The organism is Halegenticoccus soli (assembly GCF_002844195.1).
Classification (GTDB): Archaea; Halobacteriota; Halobacteria; order Halobacteriales; family Haloferacaceae; genus Halegenticoccus; species Halegenticoccus soli.
Window position 1 is genome coordinate 56191 of record NZ_PEND01000011.1, and the last position, 12582, is coordinate 68772.

The following is a 12582-nucleotide window of genomic DNA, read 5'->3' on the forward strand; positions in this document are numbered from 1 at the left end:
CCACCGAGGGAACAGTCATACGGTTTCCGGAGGCTATCAGTAGCCTATCGAGCCGGTCTCATCCCGACGAGTTGTTTGTCGACTGCTGCAATCCGCCTGTGTTCGACGAGTTCGTCGAGAAGGAGCCATTCTGCTGGGGCTGAGTAGTCGGCGGCAACGCCGTCGTACTCATCGGCTCTTGCGTGGTCTCGTTACCCGGGAAGCTGAAACCGTCGTCGTCATTCCCGTTATTGTTGTTTCCGTCGTCGGTGTTATTACCGCTGTTATTATTGTTGTTATTGTTGTTATTGCCGTTGCCATCGGTTCCGTTATTATCGTTGCCTGGGAGGCCGAAACCGTCGTCCGTAGTCGTAGGCTCCGGCGTCGGCGTTGGCGTTGGCGTTGGCGTTGGCGTCGGCGTCCTCGTTGTCGGCTGTTCGGTCGGCGTCGTTGTCGGCATGGGTGTCTGCGTGTTCTCGTTCGGCGTCTCAGTGGTTGTCGGCGTGGGCGTCTCAGTCGTGGCGTTGTCGATGTTGTCGGTCGGTGTCGGTGTTCCGGCATCGGGGCCCGGAATTAAACCTGATGAGCCTGGAACGCCGAGAACGATGGCGACGCCTCCGAGAAAAAACAACAGCCCAGCGACAAACAGCCCGGCCTGTATGAACCGACCGTCGGTCTGCAACCGGTACGACGGCCAGTCTCGAACTGATCCACCGGCGGACGGGCGAATCTGCGCCCACTTTGGCAGCCGCGCGATCGTTCGTGAAACTGCGGTCGACATAGTGGCTCCTGATCGATGCTTACCCGACGGCCACCATTATTAGATGGTAAATAAAGGGCAGTCTCCCTACGCGCGGGAGAACAATCTTTCGCAGATCGACAACCTTCCGCGGATCAGCAAACCACGTGAGCGTGAGAGGCTCGCACGCGCTCAAGATCTCGATTGATCACCACGTGCGAAGACGGACCGATCGACGGCTACCGACACTCGACGACTGTGGTACAGCTCTGGTGTTATCATTGACACCGGCATGTTGTCCGCTAGTGGAATAGTTTCGAAAAGACTGCCAGAAACGGTACGGGTGGGAGGGGAGGGAGGTGGCTGGCAAGGGGTGGGAGGTAGGGCCCCTCTTGTTCCGTCTCGACCCGTGCAGTCTGACACCCCTCTGAACGAGAGGCGTCACATCAGCCTATATTTGCTAATAGCTTAGTTACTAGGTGAATAAACCGGATAACACCGAAAAACGAGACCCTAAAATCGAACTTACGATGCCATGAAAGGTTTATACCATACATTTTCTTTATTGCTTCTATAGATATAAATAATGAAATAAACGTAACATACTCCGGATATCGCTTATTTAGCAGTGAACATCTGCTTTGAGTCTCAGTCGACTGGAGAGACACGCAACGACGGACAGTGGCCAGTTTTGACATCCTCCCACGCCTGAAGACATGGGAATCTCGCGGCACCGCTGGATTAAGATATTATGGTTTGCAGTCTACCACCTCTGTCCGCGGTTGGAATCCTCGACAGAGGTCATGAAGATAGGCTGCTGGCTGTACCAACCAGCCGGTACTCCTATCCCCACCAAAGTGGATGCAGACCCGGAGTTACTGTTCGTGGACTGACGGCCAGTGGCTCCGCCACAAAACCGATACTCGTACCGCAAAGGGACTTTGAGTTACTACAGCTGGCGCGGTTGGCTCACTAGTTTGGGTTTGGACGATACCTGTGGCAAACGCCAAGTCAACTGCCAGGATTCTATGTACATCCACTCAAACGAACTATGAAGATATGAACCGTCAGTACACAGTGAGAGTAACTGACAACAGGCGATTATCCTATAACTTTAGTCGTAGGTTTTCTCGCCCTGAAAATCTCCTAAATTGGGAAGAGGTTGGTGATATGGGATAGTTACGAGAGCGAGTTCTTCGGCCGCTAGACAGGACAACCGAGACAGGGATCCGTCACTGTCCGTCGATAAGTTGGGACGGCGTGATGACGTCCATGTCTTTCTTCCCGACGTGGTTGACAATATTCTTGAAATCGTCAATGGATGTCTCGTAGTCTTTTCCATTGCCGATATCGTGGTACGTGATGACCACCATCTGGTTGAATGCCTCGGCGATATTGAGAAGCCGTCGCGTTCCTTGGGCATCCTTGCCCATAATGCGGGAAATGCTGTGCATGTCCGACGGCTGCTGCGCGTTGCTCGGACAGGCACCTTGTAGGAAGCCGGTTTCGTGGAACTCGCGGACTATGTCCAGTGTCTCTGAACTTACGCGGTTGTACGGGGCGACGAAGTGCCGCGCGCCCTTTTGGAATCCCTTCAGTTCAAGGTACCGCTTAGTGCTCTGGATTTTCCGACGTTGTTCCTCTACCGGGTATGCGGGTAACGGTTTCCTTGTCTGCGGGTGGGCCATCATGTCCCACCCCGCATCACGCATTTCACGCATCTGGCCCGTATTCAGGTTCCCTTGCGTATTAATCGCGTCAGGGATAACGGCGACACTGGCCGGCCAACCTTTTTTCTGCAGTTCTTTGAATGCTACGTTGTATTGAGACGTGACGGCATCGTCAAACTGGAAGATAACTTTCCCCTTCTTGGGTTTGGGGATCCTACGCAGATCGTCGATCCAGCATTTGATCGGCTCACCCTTATCAGAGATGGCCATGAGGCGCAGTTCCTGAACTGCCTTCATGATCGGGCTCCCCTGCCGATCGGTGTACCCAAGGTCGATCCGGATCCAGCCGTTCAGTTCTTGCGGTATATACCGACGACTGGTCAGCATGTCACTACGCGCTGGGGCGATGATTTCGGCTGCGAAGTAACCGCTAGCTGGTTTTTCGAGTTTCACAGCCAGCGAGAGGTCGTGTTTCGTAAGATCAAGTCCCTCGGGGAACGCCTTGAAGATCCCGGCTGCTTCGCCATTCTTATTTTCTAACCTCACGGACTGCGTCCCGGAATACACCTGGTTTGAGTCCGCCTTTGCTTTACCGCGAATCAGTCCCCAGTTCGCATTCTCGAAGTTCTCGAAATCCTCAACGAGTTTCCCTCGTGTGAAGGGGGACTTCTTCCCCTTCGAGCCGCCGGGCGTGTTCTCGTCGTCCGGCGAGGCCGAGGTGGTCTTGTCCCCGGCCGGAGTTTCGTCTCCCGGTGTCTGCGAGGTTCCTTGCAGGCTCGAGCAGCCTGCAAGAGATACCGCACCGGTGGTTCCGAGCGCTGCGAGGAAACTGCGGCGGGTCGATGGTCGCTTCATTTTCCTCTCGCGCTCATTGTACTCAGGTCACCATTATAATACGGACGCTAAGATGCGCCTTAGCAGCATTCTAATCGCTCAAATCGCCCAAATTAGCCTTTTCGAGGGTCAACGTGATAAGGATTTAATTCATACGTAAGTTATGAAATATTATCCGTAGATTATCTTCATTCATGCCATTTATTTATTCTCTTTTAAAATTTTAGCAGCAAAGCTGTCGTCAGAAGCTCCTGCTGTGACGGGCCCCTCCTTGACGCCCAGTCACTGTAAAACGTCGCTCACCGGAACCGTGATTCTAATCGACCTTAAGGTGGTAAGCGGGACCAAATTTGCCAATTCTCCGACGGACCCACGATTGGGACGGGTGAGACACTCACAATTGCCACGGGCTACAAGGACGTCGAGGCCGATATCATCTTGAACGAGAACAGGCGCCCTTGCTCAACAACGATGGGAACGACGTCGTTTCGATCCTCAATCCCGATGGACAGGTCGTCCTCCGCAGCGACACTGACGCTCACTGGGAATCTGACATTGATAATGGCTCCGAGGGTTCTGAATGAGGAGAAGAGACGTCAAACGACTCAGAGGGGTCAGAGAGTCTCTCAACGATTTAGACTTTTGACGCGGATTCTGACTCTGACTCAGACGGCAGAGCGGAATCAAGCCCGGCTCTGAGATGGAAGAAGATTGCTAGCTGACGGGGAATATTCACACACTTTTTGTCTGATCTCACGAACCTCACGCACGTCGTCGAACACCCATTCAAACCTATTCCAGGGATGGTGTTCTGCAGAGAGACCTCACTACCGCCGTCGCCCAACGCGGTCACTCGGAGGACACGATTCGGCGGCAGATAATGTCACTCTACGGAGTAGGGACAGAAGCAAAGAACCGAACGGTAACCTCCGACCGATGTAGCGACGACTAACCCCACACTATCCACGGAGGCCGTCTGGTAGTTGAGCTATCGTCGGTAGCCACTCGAGTCTGATATGTTCCGACCAGGTTATAGCAAGTGATAGAGGCCATATTATTATCCCTGGATATAGCCATATTCGGATCCACCGAATGTTTCCTATGGAAACTGTCGTGGGTAGGTGATAGCGAACTTTGTAGTGCCTGGCGGAATCTCTCAGATAGATAGGAAAGGTGCTAAGTGAGTGTGAGATTATTGGTGGGCATAAGAAGGTCTGTCCCTGTGTAGTTTTTTCATTCCGAGAAAGACCCGGTGTAGAAGCACCGAGCCGGCCTTCTTATGGGGAAGAAAGCCATGACAACCTGGACACCGAACACAGGTATCTCTTCGCGTATCGACGTCGAACGCCAGCGGCCCGACACGGGGGCAGGGTAGATGCTCCTGTTTGAGACGGTCACAGTAGACGGCTACAGAAGCGTCAGCTACCACCTCGAAGTATCTCAACGTGGCAACTGTTTCCAGAGTGTGCTCGAGGTCGGGTTCAATCCAGACACGGGGCCTGCCGGACGAGAAGTAGAAGAGGGGGGCCGCCTATGAGTGAGCGTGACGTCCCGGGCTCCAACTCCGACTCAGACTCCGACTTGGATTTTGAGGAGCTTGCCGACTGGTTAGGCCAGCACCGCTACGCGCTCATGACAGCCTTGTCGCGGACCGAGGGACGGGCGACCACGCGGACCCTCCGGCGGCGAACGGACGTCCCGCGCGGGAGCTTCTCGCACCACATGGAGCAGCTCGCCGAGTGGAACCTCGTCGTTGAGGCGGGCCGTGTGGAGACACACGGGCAGGGGTCGCCCTCTCGTGTATGGGAACTCACGCCCTGCGGCGAGGATTTCGTGGCCTATCTCCGAGCGACGGGCGCTGTTGAGGTTACGGGTGACGATATCACCGCCCTGAAAGAGCAGCTTGCGCGTCTCGAAGATCGACAGGATACTCTGGAAGAGCGACTCGAAAAGCTCCGAAAGACAACGAAAGAGGTCGTCGGCATGATCGGCGAGAAAATCGACGACATAGAGGATCAAATCGATACGATCGACCCCGCTGAGACGCACGAGTGACTAACTTTGTCCTTGCTCACCGCGATTTACGCTGAATCCAGTCTGGACAGAGAATAGGCATCGACACAGCAGGAGGACTCTGAGGTGATCTCTCACCGGCAGAGATCTCCGGTGAACCGAGAGAAAAGACCAAGAAGAGCTGAATGCTTTGCTACGCAGGACTCATTCCCCAAGTGATGTGGTCCCAGAGCCGTTCGTAGAAGAAATAGACGACCGTTTTCAAGAACATTGACGCAAGCCCGATATTCAACGCGGTGCTCGTATCACCGAGGAGATAGTATGCGACCGCGAATGTCACAGCGAGTGTGACCGCCCGGTACAGAATCGTCTTCGTCAGGACACGCATCCATCCTTGGTGTGCTCGCCGACAAATCATACTCATTCACATCTCTGTGTGTATGAAAAAATATTCCGGAACGTCTCATCTTCCTGTACGAAGGTGAGTGGTGACACGGTGTCAGAGGTCTGGCCGGAAACTCGCCTCAGCTGCCGGTACACACGGTCGAAACAAATTTTCGAAGGCGTCGACGAACCGCATCGCCGTGCTTCTCGACAACGAGAGCCCGTGCGTGTGCCCCACCAGAATACGTGATGAGTTCTTTCGGCTCAGGGGCGTTCTCAGCGAGTGCGTGGCCGACGCGCACATACTCAGGGCGTTCATCTTCGCTGATCATGAAGAGGAGTCTCCCCTGAAGTTCCGACGCGTTTTCTGCGCCACCGTTCGCCGAAAGTGTAACTGTCCCGTCTACCGCGCCCGCTTCGGCTCGTACGTTCGCTTCAAGAGCTGCTTTCCCCCCGGTGCTCGCGCCAATGAGGAGTAACCGCGTCACATTCTGTTCGCGCCGCATGAACCGTATCGCACCGAGAACCGACTCGGTACGATTAGTGGGGTCCACCTCAGTTGTCAGCGCCAGATGGCCCAGCTGCGCATACGTCTTCGCCTGCGGCCTCCAGATGTGGCGGTCCTTGTGGCTTTGCGGAATCAACACAATGCCACAGTCACCGGCCCCATAGAGCGTTCCTTCTAGTTCGGCCCCGTGTGTCGCTCGGAAGGAAACGCGTTGTGACCGAGGTGCCGCTGTGGAGTCTGGTGGCGCGTCAGCGCTCGATGGGGGCGGTGTCTGAGTGGAGGGAGATCCCGTGGTGGTGGTATTCTGAGAGCGCAGGGAACCGCGCGAGTCGAATACGCAGCCACTGAGTCCGCCGCTCACGACGAGTGCACCACTCGCTGCAAGCACGTCTCGCCGACGGAGCGCGCCACGGTCCATATTCGAAACCGAGACGGTTATCGGTATTGTACGTTCTGGCGGTGTCGCTTCTCGGAGCGGACGGTGCGACCACTACATGCGGAGCGTCCGTTCGGTGGAGACGTCCGTGCTCGTCGTACGTCCCTGCAACTGACAATCAACGCCGTAGGGTGTGTTAATTGATTTCGGACCTTCCGCTCGACACCAACGATCCGACGTACGCGCGAATACGATCGAGCCATGGCGTATGACTTCCTCCGAGTTCGATGACCCCAATCTTCGCCATGAAGAGATAGACGAGTAGCGAAAGGACGTAGACGAGCGGCGTTATAGCCACCTGCCACAGAAGCGTCGTCGTGAGGTCGATGCCGAGTGCCGCCCCCCAGACTCGATTCACCGCCTGGAGGATACGGAAAAGCGGAACGTGAACCAGATAAATCCCGACGGCGTATCGTCCAACCGTCGGAAGCGTCGTATGTTCACCTAGCTCTGGATTCGACAGAGCATACGCAAAGAGCGCGAGGACAAAGAACACCGTCGAGACAGTGTACTCCGTCAAGACCACCGCTTGAGGAAGAGTGTGGTCACGGAGTACATACCCGATGGCGTACTGCTCGAGTAGTTGAGTTACCAAGAAGAGACAGACCGCTCCGAGATAGATGTGACTCCGGTCTTCGCTCGGCGTCCAATCGACCGATCGAAGCTGAAATCCGAGAGCGACGTAGAAGAACCCGAAGAAGAGGGCATCCCGTGTGGGAAACGGAATCTCGAAGACGTGTTGGAAATTCATCCCGATCAGCCCGAGAAGGTGGAGTACGGCTGCGACGGGCACCAGATAGCGCGTCTTCCCGACCCGAACGAAGAGTACGACGAAGCAGATGGAGAAAAAGAGGGCGGTCAGAAACCACAGCGGGACGCCGATAGCATCTCCGTAGTACAGTAACCCAGCCACGGAGAGGTCGCCGAGCCGATGAGCAACTAATGCAGCTGTGACGGGAGTATCTTGGATGAGAGCAACGCATGTCGTCGCTGCCAAGTAAAGCAGGATACCGAACAGATAGAGCGATCCCAATTTTTTGAATACAGTCCACAGTCGGGAAGTGACGGTATTGGCATCCACTGTTTTCGCGAGAAAATACCCAGACGCTGCGAAAAAGAACGGGACGTCGAATTGCCCAATGGTGTCCAACGCGAAGAAGACATAGTTTCCGTACGTCTCGAAGCCCTTGAACGGTTTCACGTGCGCAATGACGATGAAAAACATTGCGACAGCGCGCATTGTGTCGATACTCTCGATTCGATCGCTCATGGATCTGACATTCGGGTTGAAGAGAGTTTAGGATGGTGGCCAGGGAAACCGGTAGACTGAGTGTAGATTCACTGGTTCGCGGAGGTCACCATTACACCGCGAGCGGTGACGGAAAGAAGAGAACGCACGTTCTTGAGCGTCGGAAGAGCGACGGTCGTGGACCCTCGTCTGCTCGGCGGTGCGACGGTGACTCTCGTACTTCCCACGGCGTACGTCATAGATAGCCTGGTGGCGTAACTGCGGCCGACAACTCGCGCCGAGCACGAAACCCGCGAGCGGGTTGGGCTGCCGCTGAGCGCATCTACGTGCCCTAGTAGAACACTACCGCGGAAACGCTCGCTGCTGTCGAGTTCGACGGCCCAGTCTATCGGATTCGGCGATATCCAACCATTCTCTGCACTCTGGAGCACCGAGAATGCGCGCGTGGTACTTATTCCACCCGACGACCGAGTGCAACGGCACGTATTCATGACCGATGAGCCGATTATCCCCACCTATCCGATCGACGGCTGCTGGCAGACGACTCTCGTCCGGTTCTCGGTTCCGGACGTGATCCGTAACCAGTCGCTCGACCCAGGCGAACGGATCCAGGCCGAGTATGCCGTGTTATACTACCCTGAGCGAGAAATCCTCGAGGCAACCATGGACATCTGGAATGCGTCGTCGGTGCCATCTGACAAGGGATGTCTCCTGGCGGGAGAGTACCGCTTCGAGGAATCGTTCATGCCACGTCGCAGGAGAGATAAACACTGGGAAGATTTCAGCTGGGGATTCACGCTCACCCTCTCAGAGTAGGGAAGATAGTGACACAGCGCACCGCAATCCGTCTGGCAATCACGAGGTAAGAGACGAGACCCAAACGCGCGTCGGCCACTCCCCGTTGTCGAGTTGTAAAATTGGGGGAAGAAAGCCTCATTCAGCCGTTTGTGCGGGCTTTCGTATCACATTCTCGAACTCAACAAATTGGTATCTTCACGGATCATCTCCATAATCGGTTCTGGATCTTCAAAGTCACTCACAGATAAAATTCAACCGAACAGGAACCAACACAACAGTTTTCCTGAGCTATTCACCGAGGTCACGAACGTCGATGTTCAACCACTCGAGGTTACGATCCTCAAATGCATCTTTCACCTTCTGTGGGTCGACATCATCGCTGAATTCATGTTCGTTCCATTGGCCGCCCCCAACGCCCTTATTGTGATCAATAGTATTCACAAAGCCGAACATCACCAATTTCGAGAGATGATTGAACATACCGCGTTGAGTGAGCGGATCCTTCCCACCGACGGTGCTGTATGCGCGAACAACCCGAGCATACGCAGCGTGGATTGTCCGCGTCCGAGCCGGCGTGAGACTTGCCTTATCGAGATGGGCGAGAGCCTTTAAGATGTAGAGCTTCTCATCGTCCTGATCGACAATCGATTCAACAATATTCCCATATTCAAGATCCTTATCGGCCTGCCGGATATGACCCTCTTGAATCTGTTCAGAGCCATTTTCCTCGGCGATCTCTGCCGATCGTCGAAGGAGTCGAATCGCTCGGCGAGCGCTCCCTGACGCTTCCTGATACGCGAGTGCCGAGCACAGAGAAATCGTCTCTTGACTATACGCATCATCATAGAGAGCTAGTTTTGCCCGAGCCTTGAGAATTTTAGACAGTTCTTCAGCGTCGTAAGCAGGGAATTTGATCTCGGTTTCACACAGGCTGTCTTTAACCTTCGGTGAAAGGTTCTTCCGGAAGGTATAGTCGTTGCTGATGCCGATGACGCCAACTCGCACGTTTTCGACGTAGCCGATATCCCGGGAGCGTGGCAGTTCGTAAAGTAATGTATCGTCTCTTCCGATTTTGTCGACCTCGTCGAGGATCACAAGAACCGTCCCTTCGAGTTTGTCGAGCTCCTCGTACATGATGTCATAAACGTCCTGTGGAGCATACCCAGTCCCAGTAATGCGGTTTCCCTTGTCTCGGAGACGATTCGCAATTCCGACAGCGACTTGGTATGACGAGGTCTTGTGATCTCCAGTCGTGAAATTCTCGCAGTTGATCCAGACGACGTTGAGTGAGATTCGCTCATTCTCCGGAAGTTGCTCATTCTTCCGTTTGATATCGCGTTCGAGGTTTTCGCGGAGATACTTCGTTGCAGCAGTCTTTCCGACACCGGTGTCACCATAGAGAAAGGCGTTCTGCGGAGGACGACCTTTGTAAATGGGCTTGAACACACTGGTATACTGTTTGAGGACCTCGTCTCGACAAAGGATTTCCTCGGGTGTGTAATCTTCTTCGAGAACGTCGGCATTTTTTATGAGTTCAACATCATCAGCGAAGATTGAATCAACGTCGTCCATGTGAGTATGATTGCCGTGGCCATCTACATTAACTTTTCTCGAGTTTCCTGAGTTTCCTGAGTTTCCTGAGTTCCCCAAAAACCCCCTCCTCACACACAGCGGTTTTCCTGAGATTCGATTCCTCGTCTCTGAGGACGTCAAACCCTACCAACCTCGATATCCATATAAAGATCGATCGAACCTCAGTGATTAACTCAGGAAAACCGCTGTCAGACATGCTTTAGTCGGCCACTTTGCGCCTTTCTTTGAACCGGCAATTACTACTACTACCACTACTGTTATAATAGATAATAGTAGTAGCGGACGTTCGAGGTGAAGCAACACTCTTAATGTTCACCCGATAACTCAGGAAAACCGCTGTATAAGAAGATTCTCCGTGCACTCACTCCCCAGTTTCGTGTGTGGAACTCAGGAAAACCGCTGTGTGAGAGAGAAAACAATCGACGTCAACGCGGCGATCGTCCAACACATTTCTGGTATATCGACACATCGCGTTTCTCAGAGGCTGCATCAGACCAGGATTCGTTGAACAGAGAGACCTCCTTTATCGAGATCTCCGATGACTTTTCCTCATCGACTGCCGAAGCGGCTCGTTTATCGAACTGTTTGTATCTGCTATCGTTGCCCGTGGATTTCTTGGATTTGGGTTAGGCCCCCAACTGTGGCTCAGCGATTCACTACTGTTACTCGCGATGACTTTTGACCACAAGTACGGTCCATACGTCCTCCTCCTGATCATCAGCGGACTATTTGCGCTGACAGCCGTGACGGCTTCCATGATGGGGTCCTCGACGAGGATGTCGCCCCGTTGTGCGCAGCGTTTACCGGCCAAAAGTATGGGAGCGCCCGGCAAGCACTCAAACGGTTGTACAAAGCCGGTGACATCGCTCGTGATGCTGGCGCAACGAGCGTTACAGAGGTCCACATGCGCGAGGCCGACAAGAGGGTTGAAAAGGGCAAGGTCCGTGATGAACTTGGAAAACTCCCGACCCAGGAGAAACTCACTCTATACCTTAGAGAGGATTCACGGCTAGAGGATCTGTTTGGGAACAACCACCGGAAGTTGGATTCATATTGAATCGCGCCGACCGTACTTCTCTCCGATCGACGTGACCACTAGTCGTCGCGCTGGTCAATTTCGTCGATAGCGACGCAAGCCCATGTTAGGTTGCTGTGACTCTACTGTTGTCGCTCGAGTTGTGCAGAGAGAATCCACGAGGGGGACGTGCCCCGCCTTCGGAGAGAGCGCTTTTGTGCCGAACTCAGAGTGACTCACAAGCGATGCCGTCACCGTCGCCATCAAGTCGGTGAGGATCACCTGGCGTCTGTTCGAGTACCGCTTGCGCTTGTTCTTGCGTGTCAAAACTACTACAATCGTAGTCTCCATCCGACGGCGGTGGCGGAATATTCACTTCATTTCCCTTGTCGGACGGCACTTCAGTCGGTTCCGGTGTCGAGGTAGGTGTTGAGGTCGGAGTCGGAGTCAGTTCCTCAAAGTCCCATAATCCAACCTCATTTTCCTGTGCGTTTGCTTCGGCAGTCTCGAAGGCAGCCCGTTTCGAGAACGAACTCTCGTACAGTCGAGCATAGCCATCGGTTAGTAATCGTTGGTTGAAATTCTCACCATCAATAAAGAGATATACCAAAAGCCGTCCGTAGCTTCCATGGCGATCAGCTTCGGAGTCCGTCTCAATTCGGACTGTCTTCCCCTCTAGTTCGTCACTGGCAAACCGGCTTGCACGCTCACCCCATTCGAAGAGATGATCACGACCCGCTGCAGTATCTGGAATACCCTCAAACTCACTGGGCGTGACCCGGCTCAGGGTCGTCTCTGGTGTATCCACTCCTAACAGACGGATTGTGTCGGTTTCACCGTTTGGGAACCGTATCTCCATCGTGTCGCCATCGATAACCCGTGTGACAGTAACTGTCCATGCGGTTCCGCTCTCTGGTCCGCGAACTGGTTGTGTCGTGGGCTTCGGCGTCGCCGTTGGTGTCGATGTCGGAGTCTGTGAAGGTGGTGTTGCTGTTTAAGTTGTCGGTGATCGTGTTGTTGTGGGTTGTGTGGTGGATGTTGATGTTTGAGCTGACGGTGCTTGCGTAGTCGTAGTTAGTGAAGTAGTAGCGTCAGCCGTATTTTGTTTGGAAGTTGTCGTTGGAGCTGTCGTATCTGTCTCGTTTGTGTCGGTAGTAGTGCTACACCCGGCGATGACGAGCATCGCTGCAAGTGTCACCGCAATAAGTACGTCTGAGCTGTCCACGTTTTGCATAAACTCATTAGGATATATGAACCTACGTTTACCAGAAATTATACAGCAGTAGGTATTACCAAATATGTAATGTGGTCCTGGCGACACCAATTTAGAGGACAATCCATGTTGTCGGTGCCACCTGACAAGG

At 53.9% G+C, this 12582-nt stretch carries 11 protein-coding genes; 4 read left to right on the plus strand and 7 right to left on the minus strand.

Going from position 1 to position 12582, the window contains the following annotated elements; all coding sequences use genetic code 11:
• Nucleotides 1–58: 58 nt before the first annotated feature.
• Nucleotides 59–760 (minus strand): hypothetical protein, encoded by a 702-nt coding sequence (locus tag CNO20_RS21630; RefSeq protein WP_143423317.1) that lies wholly within the window; start codon nt 758–760, stop codon nt 59–61.
• Between the two features lie 1190 nt (nt 761–1950).
• Complete coding sequence (locus tag CNO20_RS21635; RefSeq protein WP_101298285.1) at nt 1951–3243, minus strand: polysaccharide deacetylase family protein; 1293 nt, start codon at nt 3241–3243, stop codon at nt 1951–1953.
• Nucleotides 3244–4755: 1512 nt separating this feature from the next.
• On the opposite strand from CNO20_RS21635, the gene CNO20_RS21640 reads away from it, so the two are divergent.
• The gene (locus tag CNO20_RS21640) at nt 4756–5277 is read left to right on the plus strand and encodes a helix-turn-helix domain-containing protein (RefSeq protein ID WP_101298286.1); all 522 of its coding nucleotides are present in this window, start codon (nt 4756–4758) and stop codon (nt 5275–5277) included.
• A 151-nt stretch (nt 5278–5428) separates the two neighbouring features.
• Here CNO20_RS21640 and CNO20_RS21645 read toward each other — a convergent pair whose 3' ends face one another.
• Nucleotides 5429–5659, minus strand: coding sequence for a DUF2061 domain-containing protein (locus CNO20_RS21645; protein ID WP_101298287.1), 231 nt, complete (start codon nt 5657–5659; stop codon nt 5429–5431).
• 160 nt (nt 5660–5819) lie between these two features.
• Between CNO20_RS21645 and CNO20_RS23990 the strand changes: the two genes are divergently transcribed.
• On the plus strand, nt 5820–6098 hold the full coding sequence (locus CNO20_RS23990) for a hypothetical protein (protein WP_101298288.1): 279 nt from the start codon (nt 5820–5822) through the stop codon (nt 6096–6098).
• 601 nt (nt 6099–6699) lie between these two features.
• Here the strand turns inward: CNO20_RS23990 and CNO20_RS21655 are convergent.
• Entirely contained in the window at nt 6700–7833 is a 1134-nt protein-coding gene (locus CNO20_RS21655; protein ID WP_101298289.1) for an acyltransferase, read from the minus strand.
• A gap of 468 nt (nt 7834–8301) precedes the next feature.
• Between CNO20_RS21655 and CNO20_RS21660 the strand changes: the two genes are divergently transcribed.
• On the plus strand, nt 8302–8628 hold the full coding sequence (locus CNO20_RS21660) for a hypothetical protein (protein ID WP_233204282.1): 327 nt from the start codon (nt 8302–8304) through the stop codon (nt 8626–8628).
• 270 nt (nt 8629–8898) lie between these two features.
• Here the strand turns inward: CNO20_RS21660 and CNO20_RS21665 are convergent, their stop codons facing one another.
• Both CNO20_RS21665 and CNO20_RS22805 read right to left on the minus strand, forming a co-directional pair.
• On the minus strand, nt 8899–10182 hold the full coding sequence (locus CNO20_RS21665) for a Cdc6/Cdc18 family protein (RefSeq protein WP_101298291.1): 1284 nt from the start codon (nt 10180–10182) through the stop codon (nt 8899–8901).
• A 28-nt stretch (nt 10183–10210) separates the two neighbouring features.
• The gene (locus CNO20_RS22805; RefSeq protein ID WP_143423319.1) at nt 10211–10399 is read right to left on the minus strand and encodes a hypothetical protein; all 189 of its coding nucleotides are present in this window, start codon (nt 10397–10399) and stop codon (nt 10211–10213) included.
• A 531-nt stretch (nt 10400–10930) separates the two neighbouring features.
• Between CNO20_RS22805 and CNO20_RS24470 the strand changes: the two genes are divergently transcribed.
• Nucleotides 10931–11260 carry a Cdc6/Cdc18 family protein gene (locus CNO20_RS24470; RefSeq protein WP_394337280.1) on the plus strand — a complete coding sequence of 110 codons (330 nt, stop codon included), beginning with the start codon at nt 10931–10933 and terminating at the stop codon, nt 11258–11260.
• 184 nt (nt 11261–11444) lie between these two features.
• Here the strand turns inward: CNO20_RS24470 and CNO20_RS21670 are convergent, their stop codons facing one another.
• Nucleotides 11445–12077 (minus strand): thermonuclease family protein, encoded by a 633-nt coding sequence (locus tag CNO20_RS21670; protein ID WP_101298292.1) that lies wholly within the window; start codon nt 12075–12077, stop codon nt 11445–11447.
• Nucleotides 12078–12582: the final 505 nt, after the last annotated feature.

What these genes read in the sequence shown, in the direction of transcription:
- CNO20_RS21630 (WP_143423317.1), bottom strand. Translation starts at nt 760, where the DNA reads ATGTCGACCGCAGTTTCACGAACGATCGCGCGGCTGCCAAAGTGGGCG.
- CNO20_RS21635 (WP_101298285.1), bottom strand. Translation starts at nt 3,243, where the DNA reads ATGAAGCGACCATCGACCCGCCGCAGTTTCCTCGCAGCGCTCGGAACC.
- CNO20_RS21640 (WP_101298286.1), top strand. Translation starts at nt 4,756, where the DNA reads ATGAGTGAGCGTGACGTCCCGGGCTCCAACTCCGACTCAGACTCCGAC.
- CNO20_RS21645 (WP_101298287.1), bottom strand. Translation starts at nt 5,659, where the DNA reads ATGAGTATGATTTGTCGGCGAGCACACCAAGGATGGATGCGTGTCCTG.
- CNO20_RS21655 (WP_101298289.1), bottom strand. Translation starts at nt 7,833, where the DNA reads ATGAGCGATCGAATCGAGAGTATCGACACAATGCGCGCTGTCGCAATG.
- CNO20_RS21660 (WP_233204282.1), top strand. Translation starts at nt 8,302, where the DNA reads ATGACCGATGAGCCGATTATCCCCACCTATCCGATCGACGGCTGCTGG.
- CNO20_RS21665 (WP_101298291.1), bottom strand. Translation starts at nt 10,182, where the DNA reads ATGGACGACGTTGATTCAATCTTCGCTGATGATGTTGAACTCATAAAA.
- CNO20_RS22805 (WP_143423319.1), bottom strand. Translation starts at nt 10,399, where the DNA reads ATGTCTGACAGCGGTTTTCCTGAGTTAATCACTGAGGTTCGATCGATC.
- CNO20_RS21670 (WP_101298292.1), bottom strand. Translation starts at nt 12,077, where the DNA reads ATGGAGATACGGTTCCCAAACGGTGAAACCGACACAATCCGTCTGTTA.